Source organism: Pelagibius marinus, from assembly GCF_014925385.1.
In the GTDB taxonomy this organism is placed as follows: domain Bacteria; phylum Pseudomonadota; class Alphaproteobacteria; order Kiloniellales; family Kiloniellaceae; genus Pelagibius; species Pelagibius marinus.
This window is the reverse complement of the sequence record NZ_JACSDK010000008.1, coordinates 129,638-151,246: the sequence shown is the minus strand read 5'-3', so window position 1 is coordinate 151,246 and position 21,609 is coordinate 129,638. Positions and strand designations below refer to the sequence as shown.

General features: G+C 64.8%; 16 protein-coding genes. 8 read left to right on the top strand and 8 right to left on the bottom strand.

Annotated features, from left to right (window positions below; all coding sequences use genetic code 11):
• Window positions 1-14: 14 nt before the first annotated feature.
• Together H7X47_RS09270 and H7X47_RS09265 are read right to left on the bottom strand one after the other, a co-directional pair.
• Window positions 15-1,391, bottom strand: a complete 1,377-nt coding sequence (locus H7X47_RS09270; RefSeq protein WP_193368378.1) for a glutamine synthetase family protein — start codon at window positions 1,389-1,391, stop codon at window positions 15-17.
• A gap of 64 nt (window positions 1,392-1,455) precedes the next feature.
• Window positions 1,456-1,923 carry a RidA family protein gene (locus H7X47_RS09265; protein WP_193368377.1) on the bottom strand — a complete coding sequence of 156 codons (468 nt, stop codon included), beginning with the start codon at window positions 1,921-1,923 and terminating at the stop codon, window positions 1,456-1,458.
• A 400-nt stretch (window positions 1,924-2,323) separates the two neighbouring features.
• Here H7X47_RS09265 and H7X47_RS09260 point away from each other — a divergent pair, with 400 nt between their 5' ends.
• Window positions 2,324-4,135 carry a sensor histidine kinase gene (locus H7X47_RS09260; RefSeq protein WP_193368376.1) on the top strand — a complete coding sequence of 604 codons (1,812 nt, stop codon included), beginning with the start codon at window positions 2,324-2,326 and terminating at the stop codon, window positions 4,133-4,135.
• Between the two features lie 177 nt (window positions 4,136-4,312).
• Window positions 4,313-6,112 (top strand): SLC13 family permease, encoded by a 1,800-nt coding sequence (locus tag H7X47_RS09255; RefSeq protein WP_193368375.1) that lies wholly within the window; start codon window positions 4,313-4,315, stop codon window positions 6,110-6,112.
• Window positions 6,113-6,247: 135 nt separating this feature from the next.
• Here the strand turns inward: H7X47_RS09255 and H7X47_RS09250 are convergent, their stop codons facing one another.
• Window positions 6,248-9,946 (bottom strand): vitamin B12-dependent ribonucleotide reductase, encoded by a 3,699-nt coding sequence (locus H7X47_RS09250; RefSeq protein WP_193368374.1) that lies wholly within the window; start codon window positions 9,944-9,946, stop codon window positions 6,248-6,250.
• Between the two features lie 411 nt (window positions 9,947-10,357).
• A complete protein-coding gene (locus H7X47_RS09245) occupies window positions 10,358-11,005 on the bottom strand; it encodes a LuxR C-terminal-related transcriptional regulator (protein ID WP_193368373.1) in 648 nt (215 codons plus the stop codon).
• 175 nt (window positions 11,006-11,180) lie between these two features.
• On the opposite strand from H7X47_RS09245, the gene H7X47_RS09240 reads away from it, so the two are divergent.
• Window positions 11,181-11,594 (top strand): response regulator, encoded by a 414-nt coding sequence (locus H7X47_RS09240; protein WP_193368372.1) that lies wholly within the window; start codon window positions 11,181-11,183, stop codon window positions 11,592-11,594.
• A 68-nt stretch (window positions 11,595-11,662) separates the two neighbouring features.
• On the opposite strand, the gene H7X47_RS09235 is transcribed toward H7X47_RS09240, so the two are convergent.
• Window positions 11,663-14,344 (bottom strand): PAS domain S-box protein, encoded by a 2,682-nt coding sequence (locus H7X47_RS09235; RefSeq protein ID WP_193368371.1) that lies wholly within the window; start codon window positions 14,342-14,344, stop codon window positions 11,663-11,665.
• Window positions 14,345-14,608: 264 nt separating this feature from the next.
• Between H7X47_RS09235 and H7X47_RS09230 the strand changes: the two genes are divergently transcribed.
• Together H7X47_RS09230 and H7X47_RS09225 are read left to right on the top strand one after the other, a co-directional pair.
• The gene (locus tag H7X47_RS09230; protein ID WP_193368370.1) at window positions 14,609-15,181 is read left to right on the top strand and encodes a LemA family protein; all 573 of its coding nucleotides are present in this window, start codon (window positions 14,609-14,611) and stop codon (window positions 15,179-15,181) included.
• 4 nt (window positions 15,182-15,185) lie between these two features.
• A complete protein-coding gene (locus H7X47_RS09225; protein ID WP_227010335.1) occupies window positions 15,186-16,223 on the top strand; it encodes a M48 family metallopeptidase in 1,038 nt (345 codons plus the stop codon).
• Between the two features lie 9 nt (window positions 16,224-16,232).
• Here the strand turns inward: H7X47_RS09225 and H7X47_RS09220 are convergent, their stop codons facing one another.
• Window positions 16,233-17,264 (bottom strand): DUF6352 family protein, encoded by a 1,032-nt coding sequence (locus H7X47_RS09220; RefSeq protein WP_193368369.1) that lies wholly within the window; start codon window positions 17,262-17,264, stop codon window positions 16,233-16,235.
• A gap of 85 nt (window positions 17,265-17,349) precedes the next feature.
• Complete coding sequence (locus H7X47_RS09215) at window positions 17,350-18,285, bottom strand: sulfotransferase family protein (RefSeq protein WP_193368368.1); 936 nt, start codon at window positions 18,283-18,285, stop codon at window positions 17,350-17,352.
• A 471-nt stretch (window positions 18,286-18,756) separates the two neighbouring features.
• Between H7X47_RS09215 and H7X47_RS09210 the strand changes: the two genes are divergently transcribed.
• The 3 genes from H7X47_RS09210 (at window position 18,757) to H7X47_RS09200 (ending at window position 21,349) form a co-directional block, all read left to right on the top strand.
• The gene (locus H7X47_RS09210) at window positions 18,757-19,263 is read left to right on the top strand and encodes an OsmC family protein (RefSeq protein ID WP_193368367.1); all 507 of its coding nucleotides are present in this window, start codon (window positions 18,757-18,759) and stop codon (window positions 19,261-19,263) included.
• A gap of 276 nt (window positions 19,264-19,539) precedes the next feature.
• Window positions 19,540-20,064 carry a PAS domain-containing protein gene (locus H7X47_RS09205; RefSeq protein ID WP_193368366.1) on the top strand — a complete coding sequence of 175 codons (525 nt, stop codon included), beginning with the start codon at window positions 19,540-19,542 and terminating at the stop codon, window positions 20,062-20,064.
• Window positions 20,039-21,349 carry a methyl-accepting chemotaxis protein gene (locus H7X47_RS09200; protein WP_193368365.1) on the top strand — a complete coding sequence of 437 codons (1,311 nt, stop codon included), beginning with the start codon at window positions 20,039-20,041 and terminating at the stop codon, window positions 21,347-21,349. Before H7X47_RS09205 ends, H7X47_RS09200 begins: the two co-directional genes overlap by 26 nt.
• Here H7X47_RS09200 and H7X47_RS09195 read toward each other — a convergent pair.
• Complete coding sequence (locus H7X47_RS09195) at window positions 21,346-21,609, bottom strand: LysE family translocator (protein WP_193368364.1); 264 nt, start codon at window positions 21,607-21,609, stop codon at window positions 21,346-21,348. The genes H7X47_RS09200 and H7X47_RS09195 overlap by 4 nt on opposite strands.

The following is a 21,609-nucleotide window of genomic DNA, read 5'->3' as shown; positions in this document are numbered from 1 at the left end:
ACAAGGGGGGCGCCTCAATCGGCCTGCAGGAACCAGGCGTACTCCAGGGGAGAAATCTGCGATTCGAAGCTGTCGAGCTCCTTTTCCTTGCAGGCGGCATAGGCACGCAAATAATCGGCGCCCATGTAGTCGGCCAAGCCGCAGGTGTCCGTCAGCAATTCAAGGGCGCGGCGCGGCCGGAAGGGCAGCGTCTCGTCGTACTCCTCGGCGGCATTGCCCTCCCAGGGCGTGCCGGGGTCGGTCTTCTCGACGATGCCCTTGTGGATGCCGGCCAGCAGGCTCGCCAGCGTCAGGTAGGGGTTGGCGTCGGCCCCTGCCATGCGGTGCTCGATGCGCCGCGCGTCGCCGCCGCCGGCGGGAATACGCAGCGCCACCGAACGGTTCTCGAAACCCCAGGAGCGCTGCGTCGGCACGAAGATGTCCGGCAGGTAGCGGCGGTAGGAATTGATGTTGGGCGCCAGGAAGGCCATGGACTCCGGCATGACCTGCAGCACGCCGCCGATGGCGTGGCGCAGGGTGTCGCTGGCGACCGCCTCGCCGCCGTCGAAGACGTTGCGCCCGTCGTTGTCCAGCAGGCTGACGTGGATGTGCATGCCGTTGCCGGCGCGTTCCAGGTAGGGCTTGGCCATGAAGGTGGCCTGGAAGCCGTGCTTCTGCGCCACGCCCTGGACGATGCGCTTGAACAGCACGCAGTCGTCGGCGGCCTGCAGCGGGTCGTCGACGTGCTCCAGGTTGATCTCGAACTGGCCGGCGGCGTACTCCGCCGTCACGGCGCCGGTCGGCACCTCCTGGATCTCGCAGGCCTTGGTGATATCGTCCAGCATGGCGTCGTAGGCGTCCAGGGTCTTCATGCCGTAGACCTGGGTGTGGACATCGCGGCGTCCGCTGGCCGGGGAGATCGGCGGCTGCGGCTCGCCGCCGGGCAGGCGCTCGCGGTCGATGAGGTAGAACTCCAGCTCGAAGGCGACCACCGGCTTCAGGCCAAGGTCGTCGAGGCGCTGGACGGTCCGGCGCAGTACGTTGCGCGGCTCGTAGTAGTAGGGCTCGCCGTCGTCGTCGACCAGCGTGACCATGACCTGCGCCAGGGGGCGCTGCGCCCAGGGCACCGGCAGCAGGCTGCCCGGAATGACCTTTGCCTGGTAGTCCGGGTCGCCGTCGGAGAAGCCCTTGCCGTCGGGGTCGTGGCTCTCGCCCATGGTGTCAAGCAGGAAGACCGAACCGGGAATGGCGAAGCCGGAGCGCATGACCTGGCCAAGCTCGGCGATGGGATAGCGCTTGCCGCGGACGACTCCGGAAAGGTCGGGAAGAATGGCGTCGAGAGAGCCGGTATCCGGATAGCGGCTGAGGAATTGTGCTGCCTCGGCGGGCAGCTTGCTGGTTGTGTCTGGCATGATCTCTATTTGGCCCGGCGGCCGCTTGCCCCGTCAAGAGGGCGCGGCCGCCGGCCGGTTGCTGTTAGCTGATTTCCACCACGGCCTCGACCTCGACGGCGACGCCGGCGGGCAGGGAGGCTGCGGAGACGGCGGCGCGGGAATGGCGGCCCTTGTCCCCGAAGACTTCGACCATCAGGTCGGAGGCGCCGTTAACCACTTTCGGCTGGTCGGTGAAGTCGCCGGTGGAATTGACGAAGCCGGTCAGCTTCACCACCCGCGTCACGCGGTCCAGGTCGCCGCCGCAGGCGGCCTTGGCCTGGGCGATGATGTTGATGGCGCAGAGGCGGGCGGCCGCCTGGGCGTCCTCCACCGACATGCTCTCGCCCAGCTTGCCCTGGTACTGGAACTTGCCGTCCTTGATAGGGACCTGTCCGGAGATGAAAACCAGGTTTCCGGTCTGTACGCAGCCGACATAGTTGGCCACCGGGGCGGTGGCCTCCGGCACATCGATACCCAGTTCGGCGAGTCGGGCGTCCACTTCTCCAGCCATAGGGCGGATCCTCCATCTGAAAAATACGGTTTGGGTGCGAAAGCGCCGGGAGCATAGCTCCGGCCTCTGAGAGGCCACAAGCCCGCCGAGGACGCCTTCTCGCCGTTCTGCGCCGGTTGCCGCGGCCGCCCCGTCCCGCGGGGCGCCACAGCCCCCAGTTTCCTGTGCACTGCGGCATGGGCGCCAGGAGGGAAGAGGGGCGGAAATTGCCATTCAGGCATCAGGAAAGGAAGAAGTTCCCGAAAAACCGTTCTATACTGTCCGTTACGGAGGAACCCTGAGTGAGGGTATCGGGCCGGCCCAGAGGTCAAGGGGGTTGCCTGCGCTGCGCGGGCAACTGCTGCCCTGCACGTCTGCCGGGGGCTACGACTGGTAGTGGCCCGGGCCGGGGGGAGCGGGCATGAAGCTACGTTACCTTCTGTTGCTCATATTCGGTCTGGTGACCGTGGTTCCGCTCGTGCTGTTCTGGGCCTGGCCTCACGCCCAGTCGATTTCCAACGAGTTGGAAGACGTCCGCGACCGACACCTGCTGATTGCGGAAACTCTGGGCATTTCCCTTGAGACGTACCACCGTGACGTGGAAGCCACCTTCCGGCTCATCTCGGGAAACCTGACCGCGCACGGCCACCTGGAAGGCGCCGAGTCTTTGCTGCAGGACCTCAACTTCCGCAATGTCTGCGCTTTCGATTCGGCAGACCGCAGGATCACTTTGCGCATCGACAGCTTCGACAACCGCTGCCCGGAAGTGCTCAGCCCCGAAGACTATGAGTTCTACCGGTCCTTCGTCTCAGCTGGCGAAGTCGCCATGAGCCCGGTGATTTCTGGTTCCGACGGGGCGCCGGCGATCTATATCGCGACCATGAGGGGTGACCTGCTGGTCGTGGGGGCGCTCTACACCGATTTCTTCGTCAGGCTCGCCGAGAGCATCTCATTCGGCCGCGAGGGGCACGCCATCATCGTCGATCAGACGGGACAGGTCTTGGCGCATCCCAACGACCAATGGCAGCGCGAACACCGCGCCATGACCAACACCGAACCGGTACAGAAGATAATGCAGGGCGAGGCGGGCATCGCGATCTTCGACGCACCACTGATGAAGACCGAGATGGTCGCCGCCTTCACGGTGATCAAAGGGATCGGTTGGGGCGTCATGGTGGTGCAGCCGATCGACGAACTGCGTGACCGGGCCGAGCAGGTCAGCCGCTCGGCCATGATCGTCGTCGCCATCGGCGTGGTCATCGCCCTGCTCATCGGAGTCCTGGTGGCCTACTACATGACGCGGCCGCTGCGCGCGGTCTCCCATGCGGCCCGGCGCATGGCCGCCGGCAATGCCGAAGCGCGCACGCCGGTCAGCGAAGGCGCCCTGGTGCCCGAGGAGGTGCGCGACCTGCAGACCTCCTTCAACGTCATGGCCGAGGCCATGGAGCGCTCCAAGCGGGATGAGCACGAAGCACGGCTGCGCGCGGAGGAGGCCAACCGTTCCAAATCCGCCTTCCTGGCCAATATGAGCCATGAGCTGCGCACCCCCTTGAACGCCATCCTCGGCTTCTCCGAAGTGATCCTGGCCGAGACCTTCGGCAAGATCGGCTCAACGCGCTATGAGGAATACCTGCAGGACATCCGCGGCTCGGCGCGCCACCTGCTGGAGCTGATCAACGATCTGCTGGACCTTTCGCGCATCGAGGCCGGGGCGGTGAAGTTGAACGAGTCCTGGTTCCCCGTTGCCGATGCGCTGGAGGAGAGCGCCGCCATGTTCCGCGAGAATTGCGCTTCCGGCGGCCTGGACCTCTCCGTCGAGAACGGGGCGGAGGGACGGGTCATCCTGGCCGACGGCCGGGCCCTGCGTCAGATCCTCATCAACCTGCTGTCCAACGCGGTGCGGCACACGCCGGCCGGCGGCAGTATCATCGTCGGCGCCCAGCTGGCGGCGGAGGGAGCCCTCGACATTTTCGTCGCCGACACAGGCGTCGGCATTCCCGCCGGTGACCTGGAGCGCGTCCTGCACCCTTTCGAACAGGTGGCCAGCGACCAGACCCTGCAGCAGGAAGGCACCGGCCTGGGCCTTTCCATCGTCAAGCAACTGGTCGACCTGCACGGCGGCAAGCTGAAGCTGGTCAGCGAGGTCGGCAAGGGCACCACAGTCACCTTCACCCTGCCCCCGCAACGGGTGATGCGGAACGAGGAGGGCGGGAATCGTCAGGCTGCGTTCTAAACTGGGGCTGCCCGAATTTGCGCTCGCCACAAAACACTCCTGACGCCAAATTACTCTCCGGGTGCTACAATAGGGATGCCTGCCACCTGCCGGGTGATCGTTGCAGTTGAACGCACCGCAGAACCCTGTGCGGCGAGCCATGGGCGAAGCAATTTGAGATGCGCGAGGTCGGCTTCCATGCTTTTCCTCGATTGGCAGACCTTGCAGATTGCAATTGTCTTGGTTCTTGTGGCCGTTGTCTTCTTCGGCTTCGTGCGCGAACGAATGCCGCCTGATATCGTTGCGCTTTGTGCAGTCGGCGTTCTTCTGGTCACTGGAATTCTCTCTACCGCCGACGTGCTGAGTGTGTTCAGCAATCCGGCACCCTTTACCATTGCCGCGATGTTTGTTCTCAGTGCAGCGCTGGAGCGGACCGGCGTGATCGACGGCCTCGGCCGCCTCGTGGACCGTGCTGGCGGGCGCGCACCGCTGCTATCGACGGCCGTGCTTCTCGGCAGCGTGATGCTCCTCTCTGCCTTCATCAACAATACGCCGGTAGTGGTGATTTTGACGCCGGTCGTCATCAGCCTGGCGCATGCGATGGGCATCAGACCCTCCAAGCTCCTGATCCCCTTGTCCTTCGCCAGCATCTTTGGCGGCAGCACGACGCTTATCGGGACGTCGACCAACCTCCTGGTCGACGGCGTGGCCCAGGAGCACGGAATGGCGCCTTTCTGGATGTTCGAGATCACAGCCGCCGGTCTCATCATGGGTGCTGTCGGGATCCTTTATCTGCTGTCGGTCGGCCGCTGGCTGCTGCCCGATCGCGAGATTCTGTCCGATGTCCTGCCACGTTCCGAGGATCGGCATTTCATGGCCGATGTCCTGGTGCCGCTCGATTCCCCCCTAGTTGGCAAGCGCTTGAAGGATGCCGGTTTTACGGAGGCGCGGGGCCTGCGCGTCGTCGACCTGATCCGCCGCGACCGGTCTCTTGGACTGGCCATGGCCGAGGCTCGGCTGCAACCGGGCGACCGCGTGGTCGTCCGCAGCAAGGTCGGGGACATGCTGGGGCTTCGAGAGGCGGGCGATGTCGCCTTCGGGCGCAAGGAAGTGCACGCCATCGAGCCGATTGGCGCGCAGGAGACTGTCGTGATGGAAGGCGTGGTGGGGCCGCAGTCGCGCTTTCTCGACCGCCGAGTCGCCGATCTCAATCTACGGCGTCTCTATGGCGCCTACATTCTTGCCATCCACCGGCGTGGCGAGGGCTTGCGCGGCAACTTCGACAACGTGCGGCTGCGCATGGGCGACACGTTGCTGCTGGAGGGGTCGGCGGACAGCTTGAAGCGGCTCTTCGACTACAAGGAACTGATCAACCTGACCCACCCCACAGGCCGCCCGCTCAGGCGGGACAAGGCCCCCATTGCAATTCTGGCAGTCTTGCTGGTCATGGGCCTCTCGGCCTTCGAGTTTCTCCCCATCGCCGCCCTGGCGCTCATAGCCGCTACAGGGGTCGTTGCCCTGCGCTGTCTCGATGCCGAGGAGGCTTATGTTTCCATACGGTGGAACATTCTCATGCTGATCTTCGGCATGTTGGCAATCGGCCTTGCCATGGAGAAGACAGGCGCCGCCCTGACCATCGTGCAGAGCCTGGCGATCGTTGCCGGCATGTTGGGACCGCTGGCGGTTCTCTCGGCGGTTTACCTGATCACCTCAATCCTGACCGAAATCATGAGCAACAATGCGGCAGCGATCCTGCTGACCCCCATCGCCGCGGGCCTTGCCGTGCAGTTGGGTGTCGATCCACGCCCTTTCGTCGTTGCGGTCATGTTCGCTGCCAGTGCCTCTTTCGCCACGCCGATCGGCTACCAGACCAACACCTTCGTGTACAGTGCGGGCGGTTACCGTTTCGCCGATTTCATCAAGATCGGCCTGCCCCTAAACGCCATCCTTTGGTCGGTGGCAACGCTGATCATTCCGCTCTTCTGGCCTTTGGCCTGAGCAGGACGGAGGCCGAGTCAGAAAAAAGAAGGGGGTGCGCCGCCGCCGCGGGGCACCCCTTCAAGTTCACAGGGAGAACTCAGACGTGAGTCATACAGGTAGGAGGCTCTACGTGAGTTACTGTCCTGCTACTCTTCATGAGCAGCCGCTGGTGCTGCCGCAGGTTGCGCACTTTAGGCACGTGCCATTGCGCACCAGCGTAAAGTTACCGCACTCCGCACAGGAGTCGCCCTCGTAACCCTTCATGCGGGCTTCGCGGACGCGTTCCAGGCGCGTGTCGACCTCGCGGACGACGGCGGTCTCGACGGCAACGGCTTCGGCGGAGCCTGCGGAGCCGACGAGCTCTTGGGTGACGCTGCTGGCGGTCACGGTGGTCGTCCGGGTCGCCCCGGCCGACATTCCCGTGGTTCCGTTGGCAGCGCCGCCGTTCACGACCAGGAGCTGGTTGCGCACGAAGCCCTTTGAGGCGTAGCGGCGGACGGTTTCCACCGCATCCTCGGGCAGGTCTCCCTGGCCGTCGCCGGTGCCCAGGCTGTCCGGCATGATGTCGGCCGGTTCCACATGGGCCAGGTCGTTGCGGCCGAGGTAGGAGATCGCAAGCTCCCGGAAAATGTAATCGAGCACGGAGGTGGCCATCTTGATGGTGTCGTTGCCGTCCACCATGCCCGAGGGTTCGAAACGCGTGAAGGTGAAGGCCTCCACGTACTCTTCCAGCGGCACGCCGTATTGCAGGCCGATGGAAATCGCGATGGCGAAGTTGTTCATCAGGCTGCGGAAGGCGGCGCCTTCCTTGTGCATGTCGATGAAGATCTCGCCGACCTTGCCGTCTTCGTACTCGCCGGTACGGAGATAGACCTTGTGACCGCCGACCACGGCCTTCTGGGTGTAGCCCTTGCGCCGCTGCGGCAGGCGGTCCCGCTCGCGGCTGCGTTCCACCACCCGCTCGATGATGCGCTCGGCGACGATCTGGGCGCGCTCCGGCTGGCTGGCCGCGGCGATCTTTTCGGCCAGGGGCTCTTCATCCTCGTCATCGATGGCGTCGAGGACGCTGGAGGTCAGCGGCTGCGACAGCTTGGAGCCGTCGCGGTAGAGGGCGTTGGCCTTGAGGCCCAGGCGCCAGGACAGCATGTAGGCATCCTTGCAGTCCTCGACCGTGGCGTCGTTGGCCATGTTGATGGTCTTGGAGATCGCCCCGGAGATGAAGGGCTGGGCCGAGGCCATCATGCGGATGTGGCTATCCACAGACAGGTACCGCTTGCCGTGACGGCCGCAAGGGTTGGCGCAGTCGAAGACCGGCAGGTGCTCGTCCTTCAGGCCCGGTGCCCCTTCCAGGGTCATGGCGCCGCAGCAGTAGTTGTTGGCCTCGTCGACTTCCTCCTTGGTGAAGCCCAGGGCGCTCAGCATGTCGAAGGAGACGTCTTCCAGCTGGGCATGGGTGAAGCCCAGGGCCTTGATGCAGAAATCCTCGCCCAGCGTCCACTTGTTGAAGGCGAACTTGATGTCGAAGGCGCTGGCCAGGCCCGCTTCCAGGGCCTGCAGGGCGGACTCCGTGAAGCCCTTGGCCTTCAGGCGGTCGTGGTTGATGCCCGGCGCATCCAGCAGCGTGCCGTGGCCCACCGCATGGCGGATGATGTTCTCAATCTCGCCTTCGCCGTAGCCGAGCGTGCGCAGGGCCTCGGGCACCGTGCGGTTGATGATCTTGAAGTAGCCGCCGCCGGCCAGCTTCTTGAACTTCACGATGGCGAAGTCGGGCTCGATGCCGGTGGTGTCGCAGTCCATCACCAGGCCGATGGTGCCGGTGGGGGCGATGACCGTCGCCTGGGCGTTGCGGTAGCCGTACTTCTCACCCAGCTTCAGGGCCTTGTCCCAGGCGTTCTTGGCCGCCTTGATCAGGGCCTTGTCCGGGCAGTCGCGCGGCTCCAGCGGCACCGGCGCGATGGACAGCTCCTCGTAGTTGGCGCGGTGGCCGTAGGCGGCGTGGCGGTGGTTGCGGATGACGCGCAGCATGTGCTCCGCGTTGTCCGCGTAGCGCGGGAAGGGGCCCAGTTCCTCGGCCATCTCGGCAGAGGTGGCGTAGGAGACGCCGGTCATGATCGCGGTCAGGGCCGCGGCCAGGGTGCGGCCTTCCTCGGAGTCGTAGGGCACGCCGGAGGCCATCAGCAGACCGCCCAGGTTGGCGTAGCCCAGGCCCAGGGTGCGGAAGTCGTAAGAGCGTTGCGCGATCTCCGCCGAGGGGAACTGCGCCATCAGCACCGCGATTTCCAGGGTCAGGGTCCACAGCCGCACCGCATGCTCGTAGGCCTCGACGTCGAAGGGATCGTCGCCGCGGCGGAAGGCCATGAGGTTCAACGAGGCCAGGTTACAGGCCGTGTCGTCGAGGAACATGTACTCCGAGCAGGGGTTGGAGCCGTTGATGCGCCCGGAGGCTGGGCAGGTGTGCCACTCGTTGATGGTGGTGTCGTACTGCATGCCCGGATCGGCACAGGCCCAGGCGGCGTAGGAGATCTGGTCCCACAGCTCGCGCGCCTTGACCTTCTTGTGGAGCTTGCCGTCGGTGCGCCGGATCAGGCTCCAGTCCTCGTCGTTCAGCACCGACTCGATGAAGCTGTTGGGCACGCGCACGGAGTTGTTGGAGTTCTGCCCGGAGACCGTCAGGTAGGCATCCGAATCCCAGTCCGTGTCGTAGGTCTTGAAGTCGATCGAGGTGTAGCCCTGCTTGGCGAACTGCACCACGCGGGCGATGTAGTTCTCCGGCACCAGGGCGGCGCGGGCCGCCTTCATGGCCGCCTTCAGCGCGAAGTTCTTCTTCGGGTCGAAGGCATCGGTCTGCTCGCTGTCTTCCACGGTCTTGAACTCGTGGCAGGCGCGCATGATGGTGTTGAGGTGCTTGTCGCAGGTCTTGGAGCCGGTGACCAGGGCCGCGACCTTCTGCTCCTCGTGGACCTTCCAGTTGATGTAGTCCTCGATGTCCGGATGGTCGAGGTCGACGGTGACCATCTTGGCGGCACGCCGGGTGGTGCCGCCGGACTTGATGGCGCCGGCGGCGCGGTCGCCGATCTTCAGGAAGGACATGAGGCCGGAGGAGCGGCCGCCGCCGGACAGCGACTCGCCCTCGCCGCGCAGGGCGGAGAAGTTGGTGCCGGTGCCGGAGCCGTACTTGAAGAGCCGCGCCTCGCGGACCCAGAGGTCCATGATGCCGTTCTCGTTCACCAGGTCGTCGCCGACCGACTGGATGAAGCAGGCGTGCGGCTGCGGGTGCTCATAGGCGCTGGCGGCGCGGGTCAGTTCGCCGGTGGAGAAGTCGACGTAGTGGTGGCCCTGGCTGGGGCCGTCGATGCCGTAGGCCCAGTGCAGGCCGGTGTTGAACCACTGCGGCGAGTTCGGCGCGGCCATCTGCCGGGCCAGCATGTAGCGCATCTCGTCGTAGTAGGCGCGGGCGTCCTCCTCGGCGTCGAAGTAGCCGCCCTTCCAGCCCCAGTAGGTCCAGGTGCCGGCCATGCGGTGGAAGACCTGCTTGGCCGAGGACTCGCCGATGAAGCGCTCGTCCTCGGCGATGTCGGACATGGCCTCGTGGTCGGGCGTGCTGCGCCACAGCCAGGACGGCACGTTGTCCTCGGGCACGCGCTTGGACTTCAGCGGCAGGCCGCGCTTGCGGAAATACTTCTGGGCCAGGATGTCGCAGGCCACCTGCGACCAGGAATTGGGCACCTCGATGTCCTCGGCGCGGAACACGAGCGAGCCGTCGGGATTGCGAATCTCGCTCGACGTCCGGCGAAATTCGATCTTGTCGTAGACGTCGGTGCCAGCTTCCGTAAAACGACGCGCAACCCGCATGCGGTATTCTCCAATCTCTCTACTGTCTGTTAAACCTGCAGCGCGTCACAGATGGTGGGACAGAAGCCTGAAATCGTCCTTCTTGGACCCTGGCTTGATCCTGTCCGCTGCCCCCGGAATCCCCCGCAAACCCTCGCGATTTGCTGCATCTTGTGACGCGATGTCATTAAAGCACAACATATGCCTGAGGTCACCACATTTTGAGTTAAGAACTGGTTAAAGCGCCATGGCTTGGGGGTCAGCGTGCCGGCAGCCGCAGTATGCCGCGCCTTTCCGCGCCTCTGCCGGTGTGGGAAGCATTTCCGGGGACGCCGGGCCGCGCCGACGGTCGGACTTCGGGGACCTCTCCGGCGGGGACTCCGACAGGGAGGGGGCGAGAACCGACTGCGAGATTTCGAGCGGCCGCCTTGCTCAGATCAGGCCCGCGCGCGTGGCGATCGACACCGCTTCCGCCCGGTTGCGGGCATTGATCTTGCGCAGGACCTGGCGGACGTGCAGCTTTACGGTCACCTCCGCGATATCCAGATGCCGGCCGATCTCCTTATTGGTCGCCCCCGAGGCCAGATGGGCAAGGACCTGCTGCTGGCGCGGCGTCAGCTCCGCGGTCAGCTTTGCCGCCTCGCTCTGTCCCTCGCCGTCGGGGACGCCCGCAGGACCGCACTGCCGCAGCGTATCGGCGGGCAGGAAGGTGCCGCCGGCCATGATCATCTCGATTCCCTGTGCGAAATGCTGCGACGACATGGTCTTCGGGAAGAAGCCCCGGGCGCCCGCATCGATCGCGTATTTGACGTCCTGGAACCCGGCGACGCCGGAAATCAGCACGATGGCGGCTTCGGGAAAGGCCTGGACGACCCGCTCTACGGTTTTTCCGCCGGTCATGCCCGGCATGCACAGGTCCAGCAGAATCAGATCGAGCTGAGTGCCCTCGCTCCCGGCGAGGGCCAGCAGATCATCAAGCTTGCCGACTTCGACGACTTCAGCCTCGGGCAGCTGCTGCTTCAGGCGCAGACTGAGCGCTTCGCGGTAGAGAGGGTGATCGTCTGCAATGACTACCAGCATCGCCTGCTCGCGAAAGATGAAATCAACACACGACACTGGACCACAGGTATTAGCCACCTACCCAAGAATATGTACTGAAAGTATGCGGGAGAAAAGTTGGGACATGACCTTCTGACACGCCATCCTATGCGCATGGCAACTTTGTTTTTAAAAGCGCTTTAACTAATATAAGCGCATGGACGGGAACATCATAAATAGCCAAGACGTCGCCAGCGTGGTCGTCATCGACGATGATCTCGACAGCCTGGACTTCCTGACGACGCTGCTCACACGCCGCGGCATCCCCTGCCGGGCGTTCTGGCAATCGCAGGAGGCCTTGGACTACATCCGGGACAATCCGGTCCTGGTGGTGGTTACCGACATCTTCATGCCGGAAATCGATGGTGTGCAGCTCATTTCGGTGATCAAGGAATGCCGCCCCGAGGTGTCGGTCATTGCCCTGAGTGGATACAACCAAAGCTATCTTCGCTGCATGCAAGTGCTTGGGGCTATTGCCGGCATGAGCAAGCCGGTCGATTCCGACGCTCTGGTCGCTGCGATCGATCGATGCCTGACCCCTAGAGCGGCCGTCAAGATTTACGAAAACTAACATGCCATCGCCGATGCGGCGCGCGATAAGCTTGCGATAGTTGACGGGGTTGCTACGCGCCACAGCGGTCACCGGTCGGACTGCGACGGTGAGTCCAGGACCCGCCGAACCTGTGCGGCGAGTTGCTGCGGGGTCACTGGCTTGTGGAGTAGGGCATCGATGCCCTGAAGTGAAGCTGTGCCTGCGGTGATCTTCTCGTCGAACCCCGTATAGAGTATGGCTCTGAGGTCCGGGCGCAGTTCCTTCAGTTTCGCGATCAGTCTTAGCCCGGTCATTCCAGGCATCACCTGGTCGGAGACCACGAGGTCCCAACGCCCGGGGTCTTCGCTGAAGATCCGCAGGGCTTCAATGGGGTTGGTCAAGCTCAGCACTTCGTAGCCATAACGATGCAGGCCGATGGTCAATGCCTGGGCCAGATCCCGATCGTCATCAACGACGAGGATCCGGTCGTTGCCATACATCTTCTCATCCGGGGCGGCAACCTCGACTGCCGGTGCCAGGGGGGCGGAGGCGAGCGGCAGATATATTTGAAATGTCGTGCCTACACCAAGTTTGCTTTCCACGTAGATCGCGCCGTCATACGACGTGACGATGCCGTGCACGACCGCGAGTCCCAGGCCGGTTCCCCGGCCAAGCCCTTTCGTTGTGTAGAAGGGCTCGAAGATCTGCGCCTGGGTCTTGGCATCCATGCCGGCCCCGGTATCGGAGACGACCATCAGCGCATAGTCTTCGCCCTCTTCCAGCCTGCCTGCGCCCCTTCGTTCCACTTTGGTGCAGGTGCTGCGGTCAGGGCTCACTCGCGACAGTGCGATGCTGACCGTTCCGGGCTCCTCGCCGAAAGCGTCGCGAGCGTTGATGCAGAGATTGAGCAGCACCTGGTGAAGCTGCACCTCATTGCTGAGCACGGGCAGCGGTTCGTCGCCGGTTTCGATTACCAGGCTGCAGGAAGAGGGCAGCGAGGTCTCGATGAGGTTGCGGGAATGCTGAAGCACGGCAACGATGTCGAGGACCCGCCGCTCGGTATCGCGGGCGCCGGCGAAGGCCAGCAGTTGATCGACGAGGTCTTTGCCCTTCTCGCAGATCTCGGCGATGCGCTGGGCATACCTGTGCGATGGGGAGCCTTCCGGCAGGTCTTCCACCAGGAACTGCGAGAATCCCATCATCGCGCCCAGCAGATTGTTGAAGTCGTGGGCGATGCCTCCGGCCAAGCGGCCGATGGCCTCGATCTTCCCGGTTTGCTGAAGGCGCTGCAGCAGTGCTTCGCGCTCCTCCTGCTCGGCCTTTTCACGGGTGATGTCCTGCAGCGCGACGATCAGATGCTTGGTCTCGCCGGCTAAAGGCTTCAGTCCGGCGACTGAAACCAGCCCCCAGAAGGCCCCCTGCGACAGCCGCTTGGTGAAGACTTCCTCTCGTCCGATGTTGCCGCGCTGCGCCGCCGCCGAGAGGCGCTGCCAGACGTCTCCCGGCAGGACAGCGGTGATGTTCGTCTCTTTACCGATTTCGGCAAGGCCGATGATCTGCAGGAACACACGATTGCTGTAGATGAGGCTGCCGCTGCCATCGACCACCGCGATTCCCGCCGGGCTCTGTTCCACAGCAAGTGACAGCTCCCGCACGCGCGCTTCGGCGACACTGCGTGCGGTAACGTCTCTGGAGGTGCCTCTATAGCCGAGAAACCGCCCGTCATCATCGAACAGCGGTTTACCGCTGGTCTCGGTGTAGCGCAGTGAGCCGTCCTTCTGACGAAGGCTGTAGACAAATCCGCGAAAAGGTATTCGCTCCTCCAAGGTGGCCCGTAGATCGCGCCACTTCTCGGGTTCCGACATCAGGTCGGCCGCGAAGTCCCAGCGGTGCGCGCCGATCAGTTTGTCCCGGTCCACACCAAAGGCGCGGATTTCGTCCGAAATATAGGTGAAGGTGTGGTCGGCGTCGGTCTCCCAAAGCCAGTCGGAAGCTGTCTCGGTGTAGTCGCGGAACCGCTGCTCGCTCTCGCGCAGGGCGGTCTCTGCGCGGCCCAGTGCTGCGTTGTCCAGCTCCAGGCGGGCATTTGCCTCGGAAAGCTGGCTGTAGGCACTCTCCAGCTTGGCGAGCAAGTTGTTGAAAGCCGCGACCACCTGGTCGATCTCGTCAGGCGGTTCTGGGGGCGTGCGCTCAAGGGTCAGGGTTTTCTGGGGCTCCCGGAAGGAGAAGTTGGTCAGGAAATCGGACATGTCCACCAGATGCCGGGTCACCAGGCGATGAAAGATCAGAAGGATAAAGAAAGAGACCAGGAAGGTTTTGGCGCCCTGGCTGACGAGAATGATGAATGCCCGGTCCAGAAGCGAACGGTAAACGCCGGTCAGCGTGGCCTCGACGCGCAGGTGGCCGATGGTCTGATCCGCGCCTCGGACCTGATAGACGATCGGATATTCCCGTACGATGTGGGCCTCGGTCTGCGCATCGCCAAGCGATATCGTGAGGGGGTTGGGGCTGTCGGTGGTTTCATAGACGCGGGCTGAGCTGATGTCCGGCAGACGGAGAATGCCGGACAGCTGGAGGTGAAGCTGGTTTCTGTCCAGGTTCCACAGGCTCTGCCCCATGGCCTCGAGATAGCTGCTGCCGATCTCGTCCAGCCTGTGCTCGATGGTGCCCACGTCCCGCCGGTAGTCCAGGTAGAGCTGCAGCGCGGTGAGAATCAGTGTCACCGCGGAGCTGAATGCCAGAACACCCAGCAGCAGCCTACGTCCGACCCCCCCGAAAAGCCGGGTCATGAAGGTTGGATTCTGTCGCGCGCTTTGAAGCCGCATCTGGAGCTCTGAGACCGCCGGCCCGGGTTGCCTTGAGGATAAGGTCGCGACCCGAGGAGCGGTCGGCTCTCACCCTTTCCTTCGCTTACTATACCCAGGGGGCGGACAAAGCTCGACCGTTTCCGGCCCACCGGCCTGACGTCCCGCGGTTCCCTCTGGAAGTCGTGGGCTTGGGATGCCTCAGTCGCTATAGTTGCGCCGGGGATCCGCTATACCAGGGGAAAAGGCATGAGTGGTGTTACCATAATCCTGATCGTGATCATCGGCCTGCCGGTCCTGGCGGGCCTGATCGGGGTGCTGCTGTACAACAAGCTGGTGGCCCTGAAGAACCAGGTCGAGGCTGCCTGGTCGCAGATCGACGTGCAGCTGCGCCGGCGCAGCGACCTCATTCCCAACCTGGTGGAGGTGGTGAAGGACTACATGTCCTACGAGCAGGAAACCCTGACCAGGGTGGTCGAGGCGCGCAACCAGGCGGTGGCGGCGCGCGAGCAGAGCCGCGAGGCGACCATCGCGGCGGAGGGCGTGCTGACCCAGGCCCTGGGGCGCCTCTTCGCCCTGTCGGAGAACTATCCGGAGCTGCGCTCGAACCAGAACGTCGCCAGCCTGCAGGAAGAGCTTTCGACGACGGAGAACAAGATCGCCTTCGCCCGCCAGCACTACAACGACTCGGCGATGGGCCTCAACACGGCGGTCGAGACCTTCCCCTCCAACCTCATCGCCAGCCGCTTCGGCTTCACCAAGTCGGTCTACTTCGAGGTGCCGGAGGAAGCGCGCGAGCCGGTGAAGGTCGACCTGCGCTAGGGTCATGGCGGCATCCGGTCCCTGGGGCCCGTCCCCTTCCGGCCCTGCGCCCTCCGGCCCCGCAGCTTCAGGACTGGCACGGACCGACTTCCACGCCGCCATCCGGCGCAATGGCTGGAACACCTTCTGGCTCTGCCTGATCCTGGTGCTGGTCGGCCTGGCGCTGGGCTATGTCCTCGGCTGGGTCTTCGAGGCCTACTTCCTGGCGCCGCCGGACGGCCGTCCCTACCTCGATCCGCTGGCGGTCAGCGGCGGTGGCCTGCGCGGCGCCGGCATCATGGCGGTGGCCAGCGCCCTGGCCATCATCGTCGCCCTGACCCGTGGCGACCGCATCGTCCTGGGCCTGGCCGGGGCGCGCGAGGTGACGCCGGAAGAAGAGCCGCGGCTGCACAACATCGTCGAGGAAATGGCGCTGGCGGGGGGGCTGCCCAAACCGCGCGTCTTTGTCGTCGAGACCTCGGCGCTCAACGCCTTCGCCACCGGCCTGAAGCCGGAGAAGGCGGCCATCGCCGTCACCCGTGGCCTGATGGACAAGCTGAGCCGCAGCGAGCTGCAGGGCGTGGTCGGCCACGAGATGGCCCACATCGGCAACAATGACATTCTCTACGCCACGGCGGTCGGCGTGCTGGTCGGCCTCATCGTGCTGGTCTGCGACGCGGCGCTGCGCAGCTTCCGTTTCGCGCGCTTCGGCGGCGGGCGGCGGGGCAAGCAGGGCGCCGCCGCGGCCGTCGCCCTGGTCGTGCTGCTGGTCTTCGCGATCCTGGCGCCGCTGGCCGCGCGCCTGGTGCAGATGGCGATCTCGCGCCAGCGCGAGTACATGGCCGACGCCACCTCGGTGAAGCTGACGCGCAACCCCCTGGGCCTCATCGGCGCCCTGGAAAAGATCGGCGGCAGCGACGTGCGCTATGAGAACGCCAACCGCGCCATCCAGCACCTCTACATCTCCAACCCGGTGAAGCGTTTCGGCCGTGGCGCGCGGGCGCTGTTCTCCACCCATCCGGCGATGGAGGACCGCATCGCACGGCTGCGCAATCTCGGTTGAGAGAAGTCTCTAGGCGCGTTCGGCGAGCGGCAGGTTGACCAGCAGGTTCTGTGGCTTGAGGCGCAGTTGGTTCTGTTCGGTCATGGCCATGGCCAGGTAGATCGGCCGCCCGGCGACGCTGGGCAGCAGCAGGGAAGGCTCTTCGAACTCCATGCGGAAGAGGGAGAGCAGGCGCGCCAGGCGGCCCTCGCCCACTTCCACGCCGTTGTAGAGGTCGTTCAGCATCGCCGTCCCCTCGGCGTCCAGGCCGATGTGCCAGACCCAGCGCTCGTCGCTGATCTTCTGCACCGGCTGGATGGAGACGCCGATATCGTAAAAGTGCCGGACCCAGCGCTCCAGCACACGGCACAGTGCGTCCAGCCCGGCGCCGGCGAAGTTCAGGTTCAGGACGGTGTCGTAGCGGCTGTCGCGTGCCCAGTAGATCTCGGCGTTGTCTTCGGTCAGCACGTCCAAGTCCACCGTGCGCAGCGGTGTCTGCGCCTCGGCCACCAGGCGGCCCAGGCTGCCGAAGCCGCCGGAAGTGGCGTACATCTCCACCGTCTCCGCGTCGGCGGCCATGAGGACGCCGTCGTTGATGGTCACCTGCTGGGCGCGGAACAGCAGCTCGGCGGCGCGCAGCTTCAGGGGGTCGCTCTCGCCCTCCAGCATGGCGCGGGCGATGACGTGGGCCAGCTGGTCGATGAACAGCGGCGGCACCATAACGCCATCCGGTTCCAGGAACAGCTTCAGGTAGGCGTCTTCCAGGCTGTCGGCGGCCATGAGACGCTCGCGGAAGCCCAGCACCACCTGGTAGTTCTCGATGGCGTCGGGGTCGGCCATGGCGGCCAGGCGCTCGTCGCTCACCGCCTCGCGCGGGTTGCGCAGCAGGCTGGCGTGCAGGGCGCGTTCGGCCTCGTTGGACTCCTCGACCGGGCGCACCTCCGGGCGGTTCAGGTAGGCGCGCAGGAAGTCGTCGGTCACCTTCAGGTGCCCGCCCGTGCCCAGTTCAGGGGCGCGCCGCTCCAGAAGGTGATAGCCGGAATCCCGCCAGAAATCTTGCATGGCCGCTTCTATAGGGGGCGGGCCGGGAGCTGTCCAGGCTGGTTTTCGGGTGGTCGCCGGCTTCTCCGCCTTCCGGGGCGGCCGTTTACCGCGCCCCGGAGAACTGGCGCAGCCGCGCTTTCTGATCGCGCAGTCTGTTCGCCAGGCGGGAAAGCGGCCGGTCCTCGTAGCTGTAGGGCAGCTCGTACCCCAGGCGCCGAGACACCCCGCCGGTCAGCCAGTCGAAGCGCCGGAAGGTATCGGCCGGCCAGTGGGCGCTGCGGCCCAGCGGGTTGAAGTCCTTGGTCTTGGCGACCGGGTTCCAGTGCACCTTCTCCGCGCCGCCGCGTTCGACAGAGGAGCCGTAGACCGGGAAGTCGCTCAGCGCGGCGAAGTCGAAAGCGGTCGGATCGAGGCCGGTGAACTCGAAGATCTCGCGCAGCTCCGCCTCGGGATCGCGCACCAGGTTCTCGTAGCTGACGAGGAAGAAGTCGCGGCGTGGCCGCTCCGCGAGTTCGGCGACGTAACGCGCCGCGCGCCCCCAGCGTGTGCAGGCCGATTCGAAGCTCCAGCCGAAACTCCTCATGGCGGACTCCACGACGTCCGGCCCGAAGCGGGTGAGAACCACCACGTCGCAGTCCTGCAGAAAGGCGGCGGCGTACTCCAGGCCCTCGACGCTCGGGGTCTTCAGGACACTCCGTTTGGTGATGTCTTGCGTGTCGTGGTCGATGAAGCCGGTCAGCGCCGTGCCCAGCAGGCGGCGCAGTTCGGGCAGCTTCTCGCGGGTGCCCCAGTTCTCCTTCCACCCCGACGTGACGCTGCGCAGATAGCTTTCCAGATGCGGCAGGCCGCTGACCAGGAAGTCCTCATGCATGGTCGCCGGCTTGGTGCAGTCGGGATGCGAGGCGATCAGGCGCGCCAGGTAGTTCGTGCCCACCCGCTGCGTGAGGCCAAGTACGAGAATCGATCTCTGTGCCGGGGCGGTCGTGACTTTCCCGCCCGCTGTCTTCACCTGGGCCTCGATCGCTGTGCTCACTGGCATCTTCTTCTCTCGTCGTATCCTCAAGGCGGTGAAGAGGATAATCCTTCGCTTTGGGGCGATGGGTGGCAATAAAAGGGGAAAAGTAAGTTCGGGCTCATCTGGCGGCTGCGCTGTGCCTTGGGTGTTTCCCCGCTTCTGGTCGATAATTCGCAGACAAACGAGGCGGCGCCGCGCCGCGCGGCGCGCCGATAATCAAGGGGAGGCGCTGCGATGTGTGACCGGTGTTTGCGGACTCCCGCCTTGGCGGCGCCCTTCTTCAGGGCGCGGGGTGGCATCTAACTGATGAAACGCGAACTGCGGTTGTCGCAGCCGGGCGAATAGCGCGCGCAGCGGTAACGATTGCTTGACCTCGTCGCTTTTGCGGCGACGCGCAGTCCAAACCGACTATCCTTTGTTCCCGCAGTCCGCTGACTTGGGAGAGACGGTTCTGCTGCCCCACAAACTGCCGAATGAATTGCAAGGCCAATTGCTATGGATGCTGATCAACTGAAGGAAATGCAGGCGCCGATCAAGGCGCGCTACCGGGAGGATCCGGAGGCTGCGGTAGTGACCCTGAAGGCGGAGGGCGCCATCGGCGAGGGGCTGAGTTGCTCGGTCGAGACCGGCCGCGCGCTGGTCGAGGCCGGGCTGCACCCGGCGACCGGCGGCTCAGGCTTGCAGGCCTGCTCGGGCGACATGCTGCTGGAGGCCCTGGTGGCCTGCGCCGGCGTCACCCTCAACGCCGTGGCCACGGCGCTGGGCCTCACGATACGCGACGCGCGCATCCGCGCCGAGGGCGACCTGGACTTCCGGGGCACGCTCGGGGTCGACAAGGAAGCGCCAGTGGGCTTTCGCGATATCCGCCTCGACATCGACATCGACGGCGACCTCTCGGAGGAGGAGCGGGCGAGCCTGCTGAAACTCACGGAACGCTACTGCGTCGTCTACCAGACCCTGAAGGCGGCGCCGCCCATCGCCGTGACCTTGCACAGCGCCTGAGCCTGTCCGCCGCTGTCCGCGGCAGTGTCTCCTCCCCGCCGGATTTCCAGAGAGGGCGACATTTTGACGCGCCCGCCTTACTTAAATGACAACCCTGGATATGTACGTTTGACGTCCAGCGACACCGGCGGTAGGCGCAGGGGCGTCAATTACATAGAATCACGCGCAACGGCCCGGTTCAGTGCAGGGAATACGAGTGCCCCGCGTGTCGGGTGTTTTCAATTCGGTAAGCTTTTTACACTTAATGTGTGGGCAAACACCAAAGAGTAGAAAGCGATGTCACGCCCCAGCGTCAGTCCCACCGGCCGTGAACGCCATTTCGACACCGAAGAGATCATTGTTTCCAAGACCGACCTGCAAGGGCGGATCACCTATGCGAACGATGTCTTCCTGAGGGTGGCCGGCTATACCGAGGAAGAGATCCTCGGCCAGCCGCACAACCTCATCCGCCACCCCGACATGCCGCACAGCGTATTCAAGCTGCTGTGGGACACGATCGAGGCCGGCGAGGAGATCTTCGCCTATGTGATCAACCAGGCGAAGAACGGCGACCACTACTGGGTCTTCGCCCATGTGACGCCCAGCTTCGACGCCGAAGGCAAGATCTCCGGCTACCATTCGAACCGGCGCCGACCCGATCCGGAGCAGATTGCCAAGATCGAGCCGGTCTACCGCAAGCTGCGCGAACTGGAGAGCGGCAGCGACCGCTTCAAGGACGGCATGGCCGCGGCGATCGAATTCCTCCAGCAGACGCTGAAGGCACAGGGGACGACCTATGAACGCTTTGTTTTCTCTCTCTAGCGCGCGCCTGCTGACCGCTGCGGCTGTCGCCCTGCTGGCCGGCGTCATTGGCTGGCAACTGGCTACCGGCGGCACCGCGGCCGCGCTGATCGCCGTCGAGACGCTGGCCCTCTTGGTTTCGGCGCTTTCGGCCCTGGTGCAGCACCGCGTTGGCGGCGCGTTGAAGCGCATCGCGCAAGCGTCCGAGACGATCGCCCGCAGTGGCGACTTCAGCCTGCGGGTGCCGCGCGGCAAGGGCGGCCCCGAGGCCGAACACCTGCGCCATGCCATCAACCACCTGGTCGATGTGACCGACGCCTTCGTGCGCGAAGCGGGCGCCGCGATGCAGCACGTTGCCGCGGGCAAGTACTTCCGTAAGATCATCCTGCGTGGCCTGCCCGGGGATTTCCGCGCCAGTGCGCAGCGCGTCAACCTGGCCATTGATGAGATGGCCGCGAAGACGGAACGCTTCACCGCCTTGACCGACGGATTCGAGAGGGAGATCACCTCTACCATCGAAACCGTGGAACAGACCGTCGCCTCGGTGGGTGAGCAATCGAAGACCCTGAACAGCTGCGCGGCCGACTCGAACCACCGTGCCTCGGCGATGGCGGCGGCGGCGACCGAGGCATCGTCAAACGTGCAGACGGTTGCCGGCGCGGCTGATCAGCTGTCGGCGGCCATCCAGAACATCACAGAGCAGGTCGAGCGCCAAGCGAGCATCACGAAGGAGGCGCAGGGCAACGCGCAGACGGCCAGCGAGCGCATGCAGGAACTGGTCGAGACGGCTGAACAGATCGGTGAGGTTCTCAATCTGATCAGTGATATTGCGGAGAAGACAAACCTGCTGGCGCTGAACGCGACCATCGAAGCGGCCCGGGCCGGCGAGGCAGGCAAGGGCTTTGCCGTGGTGGCCAGCGAAGTCAAGGCACTCTCTCAGCAGACCGCTTCCGCGACCGAGCAGATCGCCCAGCAGGTGCAGGGCATTCAGGAGACGACCCGGCGCACTTTCGCCGCCAACGAGCAGGTCACCAAGATGGTGGAGAACGTCAGCGAGATCGCCGACGCCATCGCGGTCGCGGCTGAAGAACAAAGCGCGGCGACCCGCGAGATCGCCAGCTCCATCGGCCAGGCCTCCGCCGGCGCTTCGGAGATCGCCGAGAACATCACAGGCGTGACCTCGGCGGCTTCCCAGACCCAGGAGTCGGCCGAGCTCATGGCCAAGGCCGCCAGCGACATGGCGGCGCAGGTAGCGGTGCTCGACCGCTCGGCGGTCGACTACCTTAAGGAGGCCCGCTCGATCTAGCGGTCGAGGGCCAGCTTGGCGCCGAACAGCAGAAAGATGCCGCCGGCCAGACGGTCGATGAGGTGCGCCGCGCGCTCGTAGTTGCGCGTCATCCACGCTGTGGCTACGATCCCGCCGACGGCGGCGAAGCCGTGGCCCCGCGATTTGCCTTGCGGCTGGGCCATGACACCGCGCAGGGTGACGAAGAAGTTCGGCCCCGGCGTGGCCGCGGCAATGCCCCAGACGGCGGCGATGCTGAGCAGTGTCGGCAGGTCGTTCAT

Coding starts and splice junctions, on each gene's coding strand:
- H7X47_RS09270 (WP_193368378.1), bottom strand. CDS start 1,391: ATGCCAGACACAACCAGCAAGCTGCCCGCCGAGGCAGCACAATTCCTC.
- H7X47_RS09265 (WP_193368377.1), bottom strand. CDS start 1,923: ATGGCTGGAGAAGTGGACGCCCGACTCGCCGAACTGGGTATCGATGTG.
- H7X47_RS09260 (WP_193368376.1), top strand. CDS start 2,324: ATGAAGCTACGTTACCTTCTGTTGCTCATATTCGGTCTGGTGACCGTG.
- H7X47_RS09255 (WP_193368375.1), top strand. CDS start 4,313: ATGCTTTTCCTCGATTGGCAGACCTTGCAGATTGCAATTGTCTTGGTT.
- H7X47_RS09250 (WP_193368374.1), bottom strand. CDS start 9,946: ATGCGGGTTGCGCGTCGTTTTACGGAAGCTGGCACCGACGTCTACGAC.
- H7X47_RS09245 (WP_193368373.1), bottom strand. CDS start 11,005: ATGCTGGTAGTCATTGCAGACGATCACCCTCTCTACCGCGAAGCGCTC.
- H7X47_RS09240 (WP_193368372.1), top strand. CDS start 11,181: ATGGACGGGAACATCATAAATAGCCAAGACGTCGCCAGCGTGGTCGTC.
- H7X47_RS09235 (WP_193368371.1), bottom strand. CDS start 14,344: ATGACCCGGCTTTTCGGGGGGGTCGGACGTAGGCTGCTGCTGGGTGTT.
- H7X47_RS09230 (WP_193368370.1), top strand. CDS start 14,609: ATGAGTGGTGTTACCATAATCCTGATCGTGATCATCGGCCTGCCGGTC.
- H7X47_RS09225 (WP_227010335.1), top strand. CDS start 15,186: ATGGCGGCATCCGGTCCCTGGGGCCCGTCCCCTTCCGGCCCTGCGCCC.
- H7X47_RS09220 (WP_193368369.1), bottom strand. CDS start 17,264: ATGCAAGATTTCTGGCGGGATTCCGGCTATCACCTTCTGGAGCGGCGC.
- H7X47_RS09215 (WP_193368368.1), bottom strand. CDS start 18,285: ATGCCAGTGAGCACAGCGATCGAGGCCCAGGTGAAGACAGCGGGCGGG.
- H7X47_RS09210 (WP_193368367.1), top strand. CDS start 18,757: ATGGATGCTGATCAACTGAAGGAAATGCAGGCGCCGATCAAGGCGCGC.
- H7X47_RS09205 (WP_193368366.1), top strand. CDS start 19,540: ATGTCACGCCCCAGCGTCAGTCCCACCGGCCGTGAACGCCATTTCGAC.
- H7X47_RS09200 (WP_193368365.1), top strand. CDS start 20,039: ATGAACGCTTTGTTTTCTCTCTCTAGCGCGCGCCTGCTGACCGCTGCG.
- H7X47_RS09195 (WP_193368364.1), bottom strand. CDS start 21,609: ATGAACGACCTGCCGACACTGCTCAGCATCGCCGCCGTCTGGGGCATT.